General features: G+C 50.3%; 14 protein-coding genes, 1 tRNA gene and 1 pseudogene. 10 read left to right on the forward strand and 6 right to left on the reverse strand.

Annotated features, from left to right (window positions below; genetic code table 11):
• The first annotated feature begins 339 nt into the window (after positions 1–339).
• Positions 340–1,398 (forward strand): hypothetical protein, encoded by a 1,059-nt coding sequence (locus MO867_RS12155; RefSeq protein ID WP_252467581.1) that lies wholly within the window; start codon positions 340–342, stop codon positions 1,396–1,398.
• 85 nt (positions 1,399–1,483) lie between these two features.
• On the opposite strand, the gene yhbY is transcribed toward MO867_RS12155, so the two are convergent.
• Positions 1,484–1,786: a ribosome assembly RNA-binding protein YhbY gene (yhbY, locus tag MO867_RS12160; protein ID WP_252467583.1), complete on the reverse strand. Its 303-nt coding sequence runs from the start codon at positions 1,784–1,786 to the stop codon at positions 1,484–1,486.
• A gap of 143 nt (positions 1,787–1,929) precedes the next feature.
• On the opposite strand from yhbY, the gene rlmE reads away from it, so the two are divergent.
• From rlmE to MO867_RS12200, 8 genes are all read left to right on the forward strand, one after another.
• On the forward strand, positions 1,930–2,553 hold the full coding sequence (gene rlmE, locus MO867_RS12165; protein WP_252467586.1) for a 23S rRNA (uridine(2552)-2'-O)-methyltransferase RlmE: 624 nt from the start codon (positions 1,930–1,932) through the stop codon (positions 2,551–2,553).
• Positions 2,554–2,726: 173 nt separating this feature from the next.
• Positions 2,727–4,646: an ATP-dependent zinc metalloprotease FtsH gene (gene ftsH, locus MO867_RS12170; protein ID WP_252467588.1), complete on the forward strand. Its 1,920-nt coding sequence runs from the start codon at positions 2,727–2,729 to the stop codon at positions 4,644–4,646.
• A 96-nt stretch (positions 4,647–4,742) separates the two neighbouring features.
• The gene (gene folP / locus MO867_RS12175) at positions 4,743–5,591 is read left to right on the forward strand and encodes a dihydropteroate synthase (RefSeq protein WP_252467729.1); all 849 of its coding nucleotides are present in this window, start codon (positions 4,743–4,745) and stop codon (positions 5,589–5,591) included.
• 91 nt (positions 5,592–5,682) lie between these two features.
• The gene (gene glmM / locus MO867_RS12180) at positions 5,683–7,035 is read left to right on the forward strand and encodes a phosphoglucosamine mutase (RefSeq protein ID WP_252467590.1); all 1,353 of its coding nucleotides are present in this window, start codon (positions 5,683–5,685) and stop codon (positions 7,033–7,035) included.
• A 119-nt stretch (positions 7,036–7,154) separates the two neighbouring features.
• Positions 7,155–7,889 carry a triose-phosphate isomerase gene (gene tpiA, locus MO867_RS12185; RefSeq protein ID WP_252467611.1) on the forward strand — a complete coding sequence of 245 codons (735 nt, stop codon included), beginning with the start codon at positions 7,155–7,157 and terminating at the stop codon, positions 7,887–7,889.
• A 70-nt stretch (positions 7,890–7,959) separates the two neighbouring features.
• Entirely contained in the window at positions 7,960–8,394 is a 435-nt protein-coding gene (secG, locus tag MO867_RS12190; protein ID WP_252467617.1) for a preprotein translocase subunit SecG, read from the forward strand.
• 7 nt (positions 8,395–8,401) lie between these two features.
• Positions 8,402–8,487: transfer RNA gene (locus MO867_RS12195), tRNA-Leu, on the forward strand.
• Positions 8,488–8,652: 165 nt separating this feature from the next.
• Positions 8,653–8,802: an Arm DNA-binding domain-containing protein gene (locus MO867_RS12200; protein WP_252467629.1), complete on the forward strand. Its 150-nt coding sequence runs from the start codon at positions 8,653–8,655 to the stop codon at positions 8,800–8,802.
• Between the two features lie 54 nt (positions 8,803–8,856).
• On the opposite strand, the pseudogene MO867_RS12205 reads toward MO867_RS12200, so the two are convergent.
• The 4 genes and pseudogenes from MO867_RS12205 to MO867_RS23805 all read right to left on the reverse strand — a co-directional run bounded on the left by MO867_RS12205 (position 8,857) and on the right by MO867_RS23805 (position 14,765).
• Positions 8,857–9,982: pseudogene (locus tag MO867_RS12205) on the reverse strand (IS3 family transposase).
• Positions 9,983–11,634: 1,652 nt separating this feature from the next.
• Complete coding sequence (locus tag MO867_RS12210) at positions 11,635–12,993, reverse strand: hypothetical protein (protein WP_252467640.1); 1,359 nt, start codon at positions 12,991–12,993, stop codon at positions 11,635–11,637.
• Positions 12,994–13,366: 373 nt separating this feature from the next.
• A complete protein-coding gene (locus MO867_RS12215; protein ID WP_252467654.1) occupies positions 13,367–13,870 on the reverse strand; it encodes an endonuclease V in 504 nt (167 codons plus the stop codon).
• A gap of 22 nt (positions 13,871–13,892) precedes the next feature.
• Positions 13,893–14,765 (reverse strand): tetratricopeptide repeat protein, encoded by an 873-nt coding sequence (locus MO867_RS23805; RefSeq protein ID WP_252467656.1) that lies wholly within the window; start codon positions 14,763–14,765, stop codon positions 13,893–13,895.
• A gap of 145 nt (positions 14,766–14,910) precedes the next feature.
• Here MO867_RS23805 and cueO point away from each other — a divergent pair, with 145 nt between their 5' ends.
• Positions 14,911–16,482: a multicopper oxidase CueO gene (gene cueO / locus MO867_RS12225; protein ID WP_256473980.1), complete on the forward strand. Its 1,572-nt coding sequence runs from the start codon at positions 14,911–14,913 to the stop codon at positions 16,480–16,482.
• A gap of 27 nt (positions 16,483–16,509) precedes the next feature.
• On the opposite strand, the gene MO867_RS12230 is transcribed toward cueO, so the two are convergent.
• A complete protein-coding gene (locus tag MO867_RS12230; RefSeq protein ID WP_252467670.1) occupies positions 16,510–16,944 on the reverse strand; it encodes a helix-turn-helix domain-containing protein in 435 nt (144 codons plus the stop codon).
• Positions 16,945–16,963: the final 19 nt, after the last annotated feature.

The raw sequence follows: 16,963 nt of genomic DNA on the forward strand, positions 1-16,963 counted from the left end.
CCGACTACCAATAATCCACTAGCAAGAGCGGTTACACAGAATTATTTACACCCTCTTGATTTGTGGTACTTTGCAATCATTTTTAATGTAAATACCTTTCGAAGATCAATTTTTATTATTCTTTAAGTGGGTTATATTTGAGGTGGCTCTCGGATATAGAGCCGCCCTGCAATTATAATAGGGCCAGGAGTTTACAGCTCGGGAACAGGATGCCAGCGTCCTCGCGATCTCAATCGATTTTTACCTTTTTCCTTATCTTGCTCATTCTCAATTTTATTCTCAGCTTCAGTTTTTAGTCATTGGACCTATGCCGGCACTCTGGACTCAGATGCGTGCGGTATGCCTGACTACTGGGAAAGCTATTATGGGCTGAATATAAATTCGGCTGAAGATGCACTGTTTAGTTTGGATGGCGATGGGCTTTCAAACTTACTTGAGTTTCAGTTGAAGACAAACCCCATAAGAGAAGACACAGACTTTGATGGTGTTAATGACGATCTGGATCTATGGCCGCTGGGTTGGTCGAAAAGTATAAACAGTGACCAGAATGGTATCCCCGCACCCTGGGAACTCAACCGTGGATTGAGTGATAACGATGCTCATGATGCGACCCGCGATGACGACAATGACGGTCTCACCAACTTACAGGAATACCAAGCCGGCACCTGTATCGATCTTGCCGATAACGACTTCGATGGCGTAAGTGATGGTGAAGATGTCGCGCCGCTGAATGGCGCATACCGATTTGATATTGATGAAGATGGATTACCGCAGGCTTGGGAAGAGCAGTACCAGCTGAATATTGGTTACGACGACGCCGGTGATGATCTGGATAACGATGGTCTGACCAATCTACAGGAATACCAGGCTGGTACGGATCCTCATAATCCAGATAGTGATGGTGATGGGGTATTTGTTGGAGAGGACACTCATCCTGCCGATGCTCGCTATAGCCGCGATGAAGACGGAGATGGCATGGCGGATGAATGGGAGCAGGAGCATGGCCTCTACAGTACGGATCCGCTCGATGCCATTTTTGATTTTGATGCTGATGGTCTGAGTAACCTGCAGGAATACCAGCTGGGTACCGATCCTCAAGTCGCCGACAGTGATCGTGACGGCATCAATGATGGAGAAGATCGTCACCCCTTGGATGCCCGTTATCGTTTAGACCAGGATGGCGATGGTTTACCTGAGATGTGGGAGATGCAGTATGGCCTGAGTGATTCCAATACCGAAGATGGTCTTTCTGACTGGGATAATGATGGTTTAACCAGTGTTTTAGAGTTTGAGCTGGGCACCAACCCTATCAACCCTGATACCGGTGGCGATGATATTCCCGATGCAGAAGATCCTTCGCCGGCAGGGGAGGCTGGTAGTGAGGAGTTAGCGTTTTAAAGCGGGTTAGCAGGAGAGTCAGCCATAGCGCTACGCATAGCATCGGAGTGATTTTTAGGAGCGGTAAATACCGCTCCTAAAAAATCTAACGCAGTAAATTGGACTTTTTAATGTCGGGCTTTTGCGCTGCGCGGTAAATCAGCGCAATCTTGCCAATCTCCTGCACCAACTCTGAGGAGGATTTTTCGCAGAGTTCGCCCACGATCTGGTGGCGTACTTCCCGGTCAGCAATCATCAGTTTGACCTTAATTAGCTCGTGGTCTTCGAGCGCGCGGTTCAGTTCTTCCATTACCCCCTCGCTAAGCCCATTGCCGGCTACGGTCACGACGGGTTTCAGATTGTGACCAAGTGAGCGAAGGGCTTTTTTGCGGTCGGCGGTTAAAGGCATACAATACTCCATTACCACTTTGTGGAATTCGATGTGGGAGCGGCCATAGGCCGCGATCGCCGCCAGTATTTGTTGGGCGGATACGATCGAGGCCTGTGGCCGCTCTTACAATTAATCTGTAGTGATTGTAGGCATTGTACCCGATGGGCCGATCTAAGAGCAGCCACCGTTGGCTGCGTGAACATTTTAACGACCAATACGTCAAACAGTCTCAGAAAGAGGGCTATCGCTCCCGTGCCAGTTATAAGCTGCAGGAGCTGCAGAGTAAGGACCGCTTGTTCAAGCCCGGTATCACAGTTGTTGATCTGGGTTCGGCACCGGGAGGCTGGTCTCAGGTAGCGATGGAGTTAGTGGGGCACAAAGGCCGGGTTTTGGCGTCAGATATTTTACCGATGGACCCTTTGGCCGGTGTGGACTTCGTCCAGGGGGATTTCACCGAGGAGTCGGTACTGAATGAACTGTTGCTGCGCATGGGCGATGAGATGGCGGACCTTGTGATTTCCGATATGGCCCCCAATATGAGTGGAATACGTGATGTGGATCAGCCCGCCTCTATGTACCTCGTAGAGCTTGCTGTGGATATGGCGCGTCAGGTTTTAAAGCCAGGCGGTGCATTTGTTGCAAAAGTATTCCACGGCGAGGGGTTCGATGAGTTGATTCGGGATCTTCGCGGCAGTTATAACAATGTTGTGACCCGCAAGCCCGGTGCGTCCCGCCCCCGCTCCCGCGAAGTCTATGTGGTGGCACGTGGATTTAAAGGCGGCTGATAACGTCGGCGTATTTCTAGTCTGCCTCCCTTGTGGTATAAGCGATACCGGTATGGGGGCAAAGGCTTTGACCCCCGCACCTATACTGGTTTGAGCTGGTATTGATGTGGCCGGCATTGCCGAAGTGAACGGATTTTGAGAGCGAAAGCGAGAGGGCTATCCCTTTGAATGATATGGCAAAGAACCTTGTACTGTGGCTGATCATCGCAGCAGTGCTGTTGATGGTTTTTCAAAACTTTAAACCTCAGTCACGAGATGAGGCTCTCAGCTATTCCGACTTTGTGCAGGATGTGCAGTCGGGCCAGGTGAAGAACGTGATAGTGGACGGCTTGGTCATTACCGGTGAAAAGGCCGATGGCAGCCGCTTCAAGACTATTCAGCCACAGATTATTGACGATGAACTCACCAATGAACTGGTGCGTAGCAAAACGGATTTTGTGGGTCGCGAGCCCGAGTCACCGAGCATCTGGCAGCAGCTCCTAGTAGCGAGTTTCCCGATTCTCATCATTATTGCCGTGTTTATGTTCTTCATGCGCCAGATGCAGGGCGGTGCGGGTGGTCGTTCCGGCCCCATGGCATTCGGGAAGAGCAAGGCTCGCCTTTTGGGTGAAGATCAGATTAAGACTACCTTTGCCGATGTCGCTGGTGTCGATGAGGCCAAGGAAGAAGTACAGGAACTGGTGGAATTCCTGAGTGATCCCACCAAATTCCAGCGCCTGGGCGGTAATATCCCCCGCGGTGTACTGATGTGTGGTCCTCCCGGTACGGGTAAGACCCTGCTCGCCAAGGCGATTGCCGGCGAAGCGAAAGTGCCTTTCTTCTCAATTTCCGGCTCTGACTTCGTAGAGATGTTTGTCGGCGTGGGTGCTTCCCGTGTGCGGGATATGTTTGAGCAAGCCAAGAAACAGGCGCCCTGCATTATTTTTATCGATGAGATCGACGCTGTTGGCCGTCACCGTGGCGCCGGTGTTGGCGGCGGTCACGATGAGCGTGAGCAGACACTCAACCAACTGTTGGTGGAAATGGACGGTTTCGAGGGCAATGAAGGGGTGATCGTTATTGCCGCGACCAATCGCCCGGATGTACTCGACCACGCTTTACTGCGCCCTGGTCGTTTCGACCGCCAGGTCTTTGTGGGCCTGCCAGACATTCGCGGTCGGGAGCAGATCCTCAAGGTGCATATGCGCAAAGTGCCGATGGATGACAAGGTTGATCCTCAAACGATTGCCCGTGGAACACCCGGCTTCTCCGGTGCCGATTTGGCCAATTTGGTCAATGAAGCTGCGTTGTTTGCTGCACGCGCCAACCGACGCACCGTGACTATGGATGAGTTCGAGCGTGCGCGTGACAAAATCATGATGGGCGCCGAACGCAAGTCCATGGTCATGAACGAGAAGGAAAAAGTGAACACCGCCTATCATGAAGCGGGTCACGCGATTATCGGTCGCCTGGTGCCAGAGCATGATCCGGTACACAAGGTAACCATCATTCCTCGAGGCCGCGCCCTGGGCGTCACTCAGTTCCTGCCAGAGGAAGATAAGTACAGTCTTTCCAAGCGTGCTATTGAATCACAGCTGTGTTCTTTGTTTGGTGGTCGTATTGCCGAGGAGATGACTCTAGGTATCGACGGCGTTACCACTGGCGCCTCCAACGATATTGAACGCGCTACTGATTTGGCTCGCAGTATGGTGACCAAGTGGGGGCTTTCAGAGAAGTTGGGGCCACTGCATTACGGTGACGATGAGAGCGGCCAACCGGGTCAGGGCAATCCAGTATCCGGTAAGACCTCCTACGAGATTGAAGCAGAAGTGCGCCGGATTATCGACAACTGTTACGACCGTGCACAGAAGTTGCTTGAGGATAACCGCGACATCCTCGAGGCGATGAAAGATGCGCTGATGGAGTATGAAACCCTGGATGCGGAGCAAGTAGGTGACCTGATGTCCCGCCGCAAGGTCCGTCGACCGAGAGATTGGGAGGACAACAACTTTGACTCCGGTGGCAACAGCCCGACACCGGATACTGAAACCACAGAAGCTTCGACTGAAGCGGACAAAAGTAACACTGTCGGCGGCCCGCTTAACGACCACTGATGACCCGTAGCGACTAACTGAATAAAACGGAATGTTGGGTTAGGAATATGGCGCTTGCCAGTTCCGACTCGACATTTCGTTTTTTTATTTCTGCCCATGAAAATTATTTGCGCTAAGCACACCCTAGACCTCACGCAGCCGGTGGTGATGGGAGTCCTGAATACAACGCCCGACTCTTTTTCTGATGGCGGCCACTACTACGCCTCCGGTGCTCTTAATTTATCCCTAGTTCTACGTCGCGCCGAGCAGATGCTATCGGAGGGCGCCGAAATCCTCGATGTTGGAGGGGAGTCGACACGGCCAGGGGCCTCTCCAGTAACTGAGCAAGAGGAGTTGGACCGGGTGGTACCGGTGATTGAAGCGATTGGTGCGAACTTTGACGCGGTTATCTCTGTCGATACGAGTACTCCTGCGGTGATGCGTGAATCGGCAGCTGCTGGGGCAGGTTTGATTAACGATGTGCGCGCACTGGAGCGACCGGGTGCGCTGCAGGCCGCAGCAGAAACCGGTTTGGCAATTTGCCTGATGCATATGCAGGGGCAGCCGGTCACCATGCAACAGGATCCGTCTTACACTGATGTTGTGAGGGATGTGGCGCTATACCTGCAGGCGCGTATTGATCGCTGCCTAGAGCAGGGGATAGCCATTGAGAGGTTGATCCTAGACCCGGGCTTTGGTTTCGGCAAAACCGATGCTGATAATTTGGCATTGTTGCGCAATCTGTCGCAGTTGGCGCCAGCACAGATGCCCATACTGGCGGGCTTGTCGCGCAAATCGATGATCGGACGATTGCTGGACCGCGATGTCGAGGGACGGCTTCCCGGGAGTTTGGCACTGGCTATGCTTGCCGCCCGCAACGGCGCAAAAATATTGCGTGTTCACGATATTGCCGAAACGGTAGATGTGCTGCGTATGCAGCAGTGGGTTTACGGCGAAGACAGATGAATGATGCCTTGCAGAGCCCCTAAGCCGCAGAGCCCTGTTGTATTTCTCCGGCAGAAAAGAAAAGCGGCGCAGTACACTATTGAGAAGCGTTATGGAAAGAAAGTATTTTGGCACCGATGGCATCCGAGGACACGTGGGCGAGGGTGTAATCACCCCTGATTTCATGTTGCGTCTTGGGTATGCGGCCGGAAAAGTGCTGGGGAGAATGTTCAAAGCCAAGCACCACCGTCGCCCCCGCATCCTGATTGGCAAAGATACCCGGGTCTCGGGCTATATGTTCGAAGCGGCCCTGCAGGCGGGCCTGATTAATGCCGGTGTCGATGTCGCATTGCTGGGGCCCATGCCGACCCCTGCCATTGCCTATCTCACTAGAACTTTCCATGCGGGTGCCGGGATTGTGATTAGCGCCTCGCACAATCCCTATCACGACAACGGTATTAAATTTTTCAGTGCCGGGGGCACCAAGCTCCCGGATGAGGTCGAGGAGGAGATTGAAGCGGCCCTGGAGCTGCCGATGGTTACCTCAGATGATCTCGGTCGTGCTTACCGCGTTGATGATGCGGCAGCGCGTTATATCGAATTCTGCAAGGCATCTACTCCTTGGGGCTTCTCCCTGGAGGGGCTCAAAATAGTTCTCGACTGCGCAAATGGCGCAACCTATCACGTTGCTCCCAAAGTGTTTCGCGAATTGGGCGCAGAAGTCAGCGTGATTGGCGCTGGCCCAGATGGGGTCAATATCAATCTGGATTGCGGTTCAACCAATCCGCAACAACTACAGCGGACAGTGGCGAAGCGGGGCGCAGATTTGGGGATTGCCTTTGATGGCGATGGCGATCGGGTGCTGTTCGTAGACTGCAATGGTGAGCTGGTTGACGGCGATCAACTGTTGTACATCATTGCCATGCACCAGCATCAATTCTTGGATGGCTGCAGTGGCGTTGTCGGCACCTTGATGAGCAATTACGGTTTTGAACTCGCACTGCGTGAGAGCGATATCCCGTTTGAAAGAGCTAAAGTTGGCGATCGCCATGTGCTCGAAAAAATGTCTGCTAATAAATGGAAGCTGGGCGGTGAGTCTTCGGGCCATATTATCTGTGCTGATGCCTCCACCACTGGTGATGGCATTATTGCCGCGCTGCAAGTATTGAGAGGGCTATGTGATTTTGATGAGCCCCTGCACCAGCTTAAGTCTCGTATGACCATGTTTCCCCAGCATATGATTAATGTGCAGCTGGCCCATCGCGACGGGGTGATTGATCATACCGACGTTCAGGCCATCGTCACTGATGCCGAGCGACAGTTGGCTGACAGCGGGCGAGTGCTTTTGCGGCCTTCGGGAACGGAGCCGCTGATTCGGGTAATGGTCGAGGGCCGTGATAGCGTCCAGGTAAAACAGCTGGCCAAAGATATTTCCTCCGTTGTGGAGCGAATTGGCAACAACTGATCAGTTGTTATTTTGCATTTAGTAAATCGATCCTCTGGGGGCGTATAGCAAACCCGAATAATTTGGGTTGTATGTTGGCGTCAATGTCGCTAAGATTTGCGCCCCTTGAAGGAGCACACATGCGAACACCGCTAGTAGCAGCAAACTGGAAAATGAACGGCAGCCGTGAATTTGCCGAGCATTTTTTTAGCGACCTCAATCTTGAGGGCGTGACATCAGATGTTGTTATTTGCCCCCCTTTTCCCTACCTCTTCCAGGTAGCAGAGGCGGCAAAGAAAAATGGTGGATTCAGCTTGGGTGCGCAAGATCTCAGCCAGGAGTCCAGTGGGGCTTTTACCGGTGAGGTCTCAGCCAGTATGTTACTGGATTGGAATAGCCGCTATGTCATAGTTGGACATTCCGAACGTCGCAGTCTCTATGGCGAAAGTAGTGAGCTGGTGGCGGAAAAATTTGTAGCGGCCCAAATGGCGGGACTCACTCCAATACTCTGCGTAGGGGAAACCCTCGAAGAGCGAGAGCAGGAGCAAACCCTTCAGGTGATTGCCGCCCAACTTCAGGCAGTTGCCGATCTGATTGAACCAACGGTATGGAAGCAGTCAGTGGTTGCTTATGAGCCAGTTTGGGCTATTGGCACCGGAAAGACGGCTACTCCTGATGAGGCCCAGGCTGTGCATGCTTTTATTCGCACACAATTGGCTGATTCGGGTCCAGAAGTACAGATTTTGTATGGCGGTAGTGTAAAATCCGCAAATGCCGGGAGCCTTTTTGCCCAGGCAGATATTGATGGCGCCCTTGTGGGTGGAGCTTCACTGGATGCCAGTGAGTTTGCCGAGATTTGTCGCGCTGCTGTTTAAAATGACAGTTCGCGGGTAAACGAGTACTGAATAACGGGTTGTTTGACCCCCCGTAGAGAGTTTCCAGAAAATGGAAAAATTGGTATTAATTGTACACGTTCTGACAGCGCTGAGTATTATCGGCTTGATTTTGCTGCAGCAAGGTAAAGGCGCTGAAGCGGGCGCATCCTTCGGTTCAGGAGCGTCACAGACGGTTTTTGGCAGTCAGGGTAGCGGAAATTTCTTTTCCCGCTTGACAGCAGTTTGTGCGACGGTATTCTTCGTCACCAGTTTTGGACTGGCGATGCTGGCCCGACAGGGTTCAGAAAGCAATATAGATGCAGATCTACCGCAACTTCCAGCAGCGGTAGAGCAGATCGGCCCAGCGGCTGAATTGCCGGAGATCGACACCGATATCCCGCAGCTTGAAATAGATTTAGACGCTGACGATGTCCCAGAGCTTCCTGTAGAGAGCAGCGGCTCAGAAGAGCCTGCCGCTGATCAGGGAAGTGAGGAACAACAGTAAGATTTTTGCCCAGGTGGTGGAATTGGTAGACACGCTATCTTGAGGGGGTAGTGAGCTATGCTCGTGCGGGTTCAAGTCCCGCCCTGGGCACCACATCAAGATCCGAAGAGGTTCGGAATCATCCAGAAAGCCCGGTAAATCCGGGCTTTTTGCTGTCTGGAGGGTACGCAGCCCTCCGCTCTCGTTCGTTGTCATCCGGTGCTATCTGGTGCTACATTTGGTGCTACCTAGTTCAATTTAGAAACTGGTAGCACCACCATGGCTCTGACAGATACTCAAATCAAGCAGGCCAAACCAAGCGACAAGGATCAGTGGCTTACGGATGGACAGGGGCTGCGCCTGTTGATCAAACCTACTGGCTCCAAGTATTGGCGGCTTAAAGCTCCGGTAAGTTCCTTACGCAAGTGATTCAATCCCCACACCATCACAGACTGTTGTGGTCAAATCTAACCTGACGCCTCTCTAAGCACATTTCTCAAATTCGATAGGGGCTGCGTCCCCCAGTGTTGTATGTATCCTACGTGAGTTGTAATACGCAATATAGGCTCTCACATCGCTTCCCTTGTCGGATAGATATTTCCCGTCAGCCATTCTCGTTTCAGGCTGCTAAAAAACGTTCAGTCGGCGCGTTGTCCCAACAATTTCCCTTGCGGCTCATTGAGCACACCATTCCATGCTGTTTCAACAGCGCTTGGTAGGTATGGCTGGCATACTGACTGCCTCGATCAGAGTGGTGTAGAAGACCCTTTGGCGGTGTACGCAAATTAACAGCCATCATCAATACACGACTTACCAAGGCCGTTTCCACCTGGCGATCTAGATGCCAACCAACAATCCTGCGTGAATAGAGATCAATCACTACCGCCAAGTACAACCAGCCCTGTACAGTCCAGATGTACGTGATATCAGTAGTCCAACTTGATTTTTAGAGCTCGGTGAGAAATCCCTATTCAGAAGGTTTCCCGCGATCGGCAGTGGGTGTTTACTATCTGTCGTCAGTGTAAATCGCTTCTTGCGTTTTACTGCCAAATCTAGCTTTTTCATTAGCTAGCGGACACGATAGCGACCAATTTAAAGCCTTCTTTGCGTAACAGTTTCATTAACCGGCGGCTTCCGAGACTCTGTCGAGATTCAGAAAATAAGGCCTTCAAACGATGGCATAGTTTCCATGTCTGGCTATCTATTGAGCTGCCACTAAGGCGACACCAATCGTAATAGTTGCTCTTATTTACCTGCATTACTCGGCAGAGCGTCCTAACTGGAAAGCTGCCTTGCTGTTCTTTGATAAAGTTGTACTTTACTTCATTTCTTTTGCAAAGAAGCCACTGGCCTTTTTTAGGATTTCTTTCTCCATCCGCAACTGCTTGTTTTCGGGTCGTAACCGATTCAATTCTGCGCGCTCGCCGGCATCCAGCCTTACTCCGCTCTCTTCCTGCTTCAGCTCTTTTATCCAGCGTCGCAGGTTGCTGGCAGTGCTTCCTACAGCCTCTGCGGCCTTAGAAATTGAATACCCTTGCTCAGAGACCAGGGCTACGGCGCCTTTCTTGAACTCCGGCTTGAATTGCCGGCGCGTACCTTTTGTTGTCATACTTCACCTCGCTTGGTGGTTTTACCATCTTAGCGAAGTGTCCGGAAGGATTAGACCACTACATATTTTAGTGAAGCCTGCATTCAACTTTGAAGCGCATCAGTTAATCACCTGAAAAAGAACGGTCAGCTGAAGGTAACATCTGCCGCATATTCTCCACCAATAGTTTAAGTGATGACAGAAGAGAGGAGTAGACAGGCGAGGAAGCCAACAAAGGTGCTACCTAGGATCATTGCACTGATTGAGAGAAAACTGAAGCTGCAATGGAGCCCAGAGCAAGTTTCCTGCTGGCAAGAGCAGGAAAAAAGCCTGTCAATTAGCCATGAAACCATTTACCTGTATGTCTGAGTGAAGAAGCAGTGTGGTGGGTCCTTATACGAGAACTTGCGGCGCCGGGATAGGCCCTGCAACAAACGAGTAAATGGAAAGTCAACTCGAGCATAAGTTGCCGATGATAAATCTCCGCATCGGAGACTGGGAAATAGATACCGCTATAGGAAAGGCCATAGTGTAGTTCTGGTCACCATTGTAGATCGTAAGAGCAAATTTATTTGCTCTCAGTAGGTTGAGCGCAAAACAGCAGCGTTGGTTGCATAGGCTACCATTGCATTGCTTGAGCCGTATAGGCATTTAGTGCACATTATTACCGCCGATAACGGCAAAGAGTTTGCTCTGCACGAGAAGATTATTGAGGTTTTGGATGCGCAGGTCTATTTTGCGCATCCGTATTCATCTTGGGAAAGGGGCTTAAAAGGGAATACGAGCGGCCTGCTTCGCAGCACTTTCCGAAACAAACTGACTTCAAGCTTTTGAATTAAGCAGATATCGAAGCGGCTATTGAGAATTTAAATAATCGTCCCCTGAAAAATGTTGGGTTACAAAACTCCTAGACAAATGATGGGATAATATACGGCTGTCACAGCAACCTAAAAGATGATGCACGTCAGAGTTGAAAGCAGGAATTTGTAAGAGTGTTTCTCAGGCAGGAGGAGATAGGCCAAATTCTCACTGAATTAGATTGACAAAATTCTTTTTGTTCCCTGCAACCGCAGGGGTAAACCGTAATATCGAGTAACGGTAGAGATTTCGGAAATTATTCCCTGCTAAAGCAGGGTTAGACCGTGGAATATCGTGAAGTTATTACTAGAGGTAAGCTGTTGTTCCCCGCTGATGCTGGGATAAACCGTAGCCGATAGGTGAGGTTTTTAGATTGATATATGGTTCCCTGTTTACTCGGGTATTTTTCGTGATTATGGTGTGCTCGGAATCTTTTTGCGAATTTGTTCCCTGTGTTCACAGGGCTAAACCAGATAAGGCATGAACTCAGAGGCCTGCGTATTTCGTTCCCTTGCTTGGCGGGGATAAACCGACGATAGAGAAATTGTCGGAGCATAGTTTATTTGTTCCCCGCACCAGCGGGGTTGCGCGGTTTTTTTACTTTGTAGAGTTCGCCTACATCAAAGTATATGAGTTTTCCCATTTTTTAATAGGTTTCCCTGGAACAATACGGCCCGTCTACAGCAGTACGGCGTGGCCGTCAATATGCAACCGGGGTGAGTTGTGATTGTCAGCGATAAATAGGGCCGATGAATTAATGTCGCGGCCCCTTTTTTTGCAGAAAATCTACAGAAGTTTCTTTATCTCGATAGCGGTTACTGGGTGATGACTCCCGTGTTACTGTTGCCGCCAGTCTGAAAATTAAAGGCTCTGCCATTGGAGCCTGTCTGTGTAATCTCTTTGGTATGGTTATTACCAATTTGCAGACTGAATGAGGAGTTTGAATCCCCGCCCTGGGTTATAGAGATATCGTTGTTGTTACCAAACTGGCGGGATGTAATAGACAGAGAATCACCGGTTTGGCGGAAATCTGCGCGATTATTAAAACCGATTTGACGTGTAAAAAGATCTATTTCCGTACCGGCCTGCTCAATATTGGCGACGTTTTGAAGCCCGGACTGTTCATTGGTGGCACTGACCAATAATCCACCTTGGTTTACCGTGAGTACATTGTCGATGGCAAATTGCCTGCTGTCGATTGTACTGAATTTGGAACTAAGCTGAGAACCGGTAACTTGGTTTGTTGCTCCGGTTTGAGTGATATCGATACTACTGTCTACTGCTGATTGTTCCAGTGTCACATTATTACCAGCGCCATTTTGGCGTAGTTCAATCGAATTCAAGGTGCCAGTTTGGGTAATTGAAGTAATATTTGCATCACCTAGCCTTTGAATAATCAATATATCACTGAACAGGCTTAGCGCTTGATTGGCGAAAGCAAAGTGGCGATTGTCTGTTTGGCGCAGTGTCATAGTGCTGTCAACGCTTGAGAATTGCGCAAGCCCCCCGTAACTATCACTGCCATCCTGAAAAATATCCAAAGTGCCATTTATGGTGGCGACCAGACTGACCGTGGCGAAGTCATCTCGATCAAATTGGAAGATCAATACAGAGCTGCCAATATTACCCCCGGTTTCCTCCACCACGGCGCTTTGTCGCTCGCCATCCTGGAATACGAAGATATTACTGTTGGCACTTTCCTCCTGTCGACCGAGGAAAAAATGACTTTCACCATCCTGAGTACTGGTAAAGGCGTTGCCGCTACCAAAACGCTGTTCGATGTAGGAGGCGTTGGAGGTGCCAAGCTGACGTATTGATACTTGGCTACCGATGGAAAACTCTTGGGTAATCTCAGCCGTGTTTTGCGAGCCGACCTGTGAATTAATCGCACTGAGCGATACTCCGCCAGACTGTATAATAGTGGCTTCGTTTTGATTGCCGGTCTGAGTGCTGAGAATACTGCTGTTGATAACCCCGTCTTCTTGAGTTCCGGTAACCTCATTCCCAGAGCCAATTTGTCGCTTGATAATACTATTGCCGAACCCTGCCTCGGTTTGATCTGTAGCAGCCATATTGTCAGTTCCCACTTGCTCATGGCTAGTGGTGTTGTCGCCAAAGGCACTCCCACTGATAGCGATAAACGCTGACGCAGTGATACTGGCGTATAACTTCATAGATAACTCCTTTACAGCAGTACTTCCAAGGAGCCCATTTGGGCTGCTAATGAACATCGCCAGCTCTCTCTGAGCGAGCTGGCATCAAAAAAGTGTCGAGATTAACTCATACGGAATAGATATCGAGTGTTCTTGGTTGTCTGCTGAACCTCCATTTAGGGGGGGTACAGGCTGGCCTCGATGGGTTAACAAGCCAATTGGCGTCCCTTAGGCGACTTTGTTTGCATCGATTCGGTGACTTCGTCAACACAAAGAAAGGGCGTTAAAAAATTATTGTTGCCATTAAGTGGTGGGGATATGGGAGAAAAGTAGTAAAAACGTAAGATAAAAGTACTAGTAATGGTGGGCTATGACCTGCCTGTGAACCTTGATATTAAAGTGATGCCTTTCTACACACTGAATCCACCTGTTTTAGCAACGTGGGTACCCTGTGTTCACCATGCATTGAGACAATTAGACTTTTCGCTTCGGCCTGTGTGATTCCAAGACTGGTCACAAAGAGAGGCTTATGGCTGGTGCCGCGAAATATCTCTGTTCCGGTCGGAGTGTCCTTAAAGGATTTCTTGGCTACGCCGATTATAGCGATCTTCTGCCTCAAGGCTTGGTATAAATGTGCACCCAAGCCGGGTTTACGATCTGCACCCAAGTGTACATATCCATCGATAACTATTAGGCTGGGTTTGATAGCGTGCTCTTCAATCAAGGTGAGGATACAGGGAAGTTCTCTTTTGTAGAAGGCGCCGGGTTCGTAATCTGCGATAGTATGAAGACTACTGAGATATATCGCTTCAGGCTGAGAATTGTTCCAGTTGCGAAAGGTGACCCCAGCCACAGCAGCACCTTCCTCTCTGTAATCTACATCGACGACTAAAATCATAGTGCGGTCATATCTGCATTAATTAGGAGACTTCCAGTTTCGCTTGTTGAAGGATTTTTTTGTGGGTGCTCTGATAGTGCTTCCCAAGTGATTTTGATTTGTCGAGTATTTCTTGAAATAGGAATTTTGCCTTATCTTCCTGCCCCTGCAACTGTAGGAATTTTGCAAAGCGAAAGATGGCTTCGGGCCCACTGTAATATTGATACAGTGTCTCATATTCGTGATGGGCCTTGTCCTCCTGTCCCAGTGCAGCCAATGAGCGCGCGTATAGGAGGTGCGCTTCCTGGTTCTTATAATCTGGATTTTTCTCAATCAGTTGATCGAGAGTATTTTTACAGGATTCAAATTGGCTGAGTGCAAACTGGCACTGGGCCAAGCCAACCAATAACACAGGGTCATCCCGATGCACGCCCTGTAGGTTCCTTTCGTACAGGGTTCTAGCCTCATGGAAAAGCCCTCTCTTGACGCATTCATCGGCCATGCGCATCGCATTCTCCACATTATTGGAACGGGATAATTCTTGTGCGGCCTGGTGGATATCCCGGTTTGGATTGAGCTTCTCCCTAACGGTTCTACGTGCTTTTTGTGCGCTTCGGGATTGATTCATTTTAGGGAGCACCTCCAATATCAGGTAGGCGATCACTCCGGCCATCGGGAGCATGACCAGAATCCATATCCAGGTTGTATTACGGCCGGTTTTTAGCACATGAACAACAAAGACCGCCTGGATCAGGATTGACAGGATTAGAAATGGCATGGGATCACTCTTGGTATTGATACGTCGGATTACATGGCAGCCGGTTTTTCTGTCGTCAAGGTTAACCAAGTCTTTTGATAACGCAAGACTTGTGGATAACTTCGGCGTGTACTCCAGTACTAATTGGTCTCGGGTCACTAGCGGTTTCAGTTGTCGCATCATTGTACTGGATGACGATGTACGAAGGTCTAAGATTCGAGGGGTTAAGGCTGTGTAATCCCTGCGTTGTAATCGCAGTGGAAACTTGACCTTGACTGCACTTTGGATAATGGAGGAGTGACCGATGGCGCATTTGTCGAGACGAGATTTTTGTCTTGGAGGCGGGGCTTTGGCTGCCACGCTGCTGGCGGGTGCTAGCCATTCGACACGAGCACAGGCGGGGAGTGGTGGCCGGCAGCTTCTACCCATTCCTCCTGAATTACGGGCCGATTCCCAGGGGCAGATAAAATTGACGGCGCAGACCGGCAGTCAGTCTTTCCTGCCAGGCCTTACAACCCAAACTTACGGGTTTAATGGTCCCTTTTTGGGGCCTGCAATTAGAGTGCGAAAGGGCGAGCAGGTTAGGGTCAGTGTACTGAATCGGTTACCACAAAATGTGACAGCGCACTGGCATGGCCTGATTGTACCGGGCAGTGCCGACGGCGGCCCCTATATGCCGATAAAGCCGGGTGAGACTTGGACCGTCGATTGGAATATTATCCAACCGGCCGCCACTTTGTGGTTTCATCCCCACCTTTACCCAACAACAGCTGAGCTGGTGCTAAAGGGACTGGCAGGTTTTATTATTATCGATGATGAGGAGAGCGCGGCGCTACCGGTCCCCGCCCGTTGGGGCGTGGATGACATCCCCCTGGTATTGCAGGACCGCCGCTTTACTTCGGACGGCCAGTTCTTTCACCGCTTTAACGAAATCACCATAGCTGCGGGTTACAGTGGTGATCATATGTTGGTCAATGGATCGGTGAATCCAGTTGTGCAACCACCCAGGGGCTGGCTGCGTTTTAGAATCCTGGATGGCTCCAATGGGCGCAATTACCGAGTAACCACAAGCGATAAGCGCCCCATGTATGTGATAGCGTCTGATGGTGGTTTTTTGTCTGAGCCGGTTAAGTTAGATGTATTACCCATCGCAGCAGGAGAACGATATGAAGTAATGATTGATGCGCGTAATGGTAAACCGTTCGATTTTCTGACCTTACCGGTCCCGCAACCGGTGATGCGTCTAGCGCCCTTCGATAAAGCGTTGAGTATTTTGAGTGTGGTACCTGGTACTTCGGAGGGCGAGGGGCAATTGCCAGACAGCCTTGTGAATCTGCCGCCGATTCCACAGACTTTGCCACCCATTAGTCAGCGCTTGGTCATGCAGATGAATCGGCGTAAGCAGGCGGACAAACTGATAGACGCAACCGGGCTGCAAAAAATGATGGCCTCTGGCGCTACAGATCCTACGGTGGTTGCCAAAGTGGTTGAGCTAATTACCCGGGGACCCGCCTTACCGCTAAAAGCACAGTTAACGGCCAATGCCATAAATGGGGTTTCATTTTCATTTACCGAGCCGGGATTTACAGCGGCCAGAAATAGATATCTACGTTGGAAGATCTCTGAGGGGCAGGATAAAATGCTGCACCCTGTACATATCCACGGTTGCCAGTTCCGGGTGACTCAATATAACGGTAACCAGCCGCCGCTCTATATGCGAGGCTGGAAAGATACGGTTCCCATTGTCGATGGGGGGACGGCGGAAATTTATATTCGCTTTCCTTTGCCAGCGATGCCGGATATGCCGTATATGGCGCACTGTCATGTACTTGAGCATGAGGATTCCGGTATGATGACGGAATTCAGTGTTCCCTAGCCCGTAAAAGGCAGCGGGAATAGTACGTTATCGTCGCTTGTGTTTTCTTTCTTCTTTCTGCTGTAATTTGGTGGCCTTTTTGATCAGGTTTTGGAAATTTGGGCACTCCAGCTGGTTTTCTTCTGGGCAATTGGCCACATGTCGTAAACCGTCGCACATGGCTTCGAGTCGACGGATGGTTTTTTCCAGCTCGTCAGCTCTTTGCAAAAGTTGATCGCGATCGATTGCCGGGTTGCCATTGACGGTAAACATCGCACGAATCTCATCCAGGGAGAAACCGGCATAGCGCCCCAGGCAAATGAGGGACAGTTGTTCCACTACCATTGTTTTGAATATACGGGTAATTCCTCGGCGTCCACAAGATTTTATCAGGCCTTTGTCCTCATAAAATCGCAGAGTAGAGGAGGGAAGGCCCGAACGCTTAGATACCTCCCGGATATCAATTTCATTCCTGTTATTCATTGCTTATTGACCTCAAGCT

The sequence above is a fragment of the Microbulbifer okhotskensis genome, from assembly GCF_023895975.1.
Classification (GTDB): Bacteria; Pseudomonadota; Gammaproteobacteria; order Pseudomonadales; family Cellvibrionaceae; genus Microbulbifer; species Microbulbifer okhotskensis.

What these genes read in the sequence shown, in the direction of transcription:
- rlmE (WP_252467586.1), top strand. Translation starts at nt 1,930, where the DNA reads ATGGGCCGATCTAAGAGCAGCCACCGTTGGCTGCGTGAACATTTTAAC.
- tpiA (WP_252467611.1), top strand. Translation starts at nt 7,155, where the DNA reads ATGCGAACACCGCTAGTAGCAGCAAACTGGAAAATGAACGGCAGCCGT.
- folP (WP_252467729.1), top strand. Translation starts at nt 4,743, where the DNA reads ATGAAAATTATTTGCGCTAAGCACACCCTAGACCTCACGCAGCCGGTG.
- glmM (WP_252467590.1), top strand. Translation starts at nt 5,683, where the DNA reads ATGGAAAGAAAGTATTTTGGCACCGATGGCATCCGAGGACACGTGGGC.
- MO867_RS12200 (WP_252467629.1), top strand. Translation starts at nt 8,653, where the DNA reads ATGGCTCTGACAGATACTCAAATCAAGCAGGCCAAACCAAGCGACAAG.
- secG (WP_252467617.1), top strand. Translation starts at nt 7,960, where the DNA reads ATGGAAAAATTGGTATTAATTGTACACGTTCTGACAGCGCTGAGTATT.
- ftsH (WP_252467588.1), top strand. Translation starts at nt 2,727, where the DNA reads ATGGCAAAGAACCTTGTACTGTGGCTGATCATCGCAGCAGTGCTGTTG.
- MO867_RS12210 (WP_252467640.1), bottom strand. Translation starts at nt 12,993, where the DNA reads ATGAAGTTATACGCCAGTATCACTGCGTCAGCGTTTATCGCTATCAGT.
- MO867_RS12230 (WP_252467670.1), bottom strand. Translation starts at nt 16,944, where the DNA reads ATGAATAACAGGAATGAAATTGATATCCGGGAGGTATCTAAGCGTTCG.
- yhbY (WP_252467583.1), bottom strand. Translation starts at nt 1,786, where the DNA reads ATGCCTTTAACCGCCGACCGCAAAAAAGCCCTTCGCTCACTTGGTCAC.
- MO867_RS12155 (WP_252467581.1), top strand. Translation starts at nt 340, where the DNA reads ATGCCTGACTACTGGGAAAGCTATTATGGGCTGAATATAAATTCGGCT.
- cueO (WP_256473980.1), top strand. Translation starts at nt 14,911, where the DNA reads ATGGCGCATTTGTCGAGACGAGATTTTTGTCTTGGAGGCGGGGCTTTG.
- MO867_RS12215 (WP_252467654.1), bottom strand. Translation starts at nt 13,870, where the DNA reads ATGATTTTAGTCGTCGATGTAGATTACAGAGAGGAAGGTGCTGCTGTG.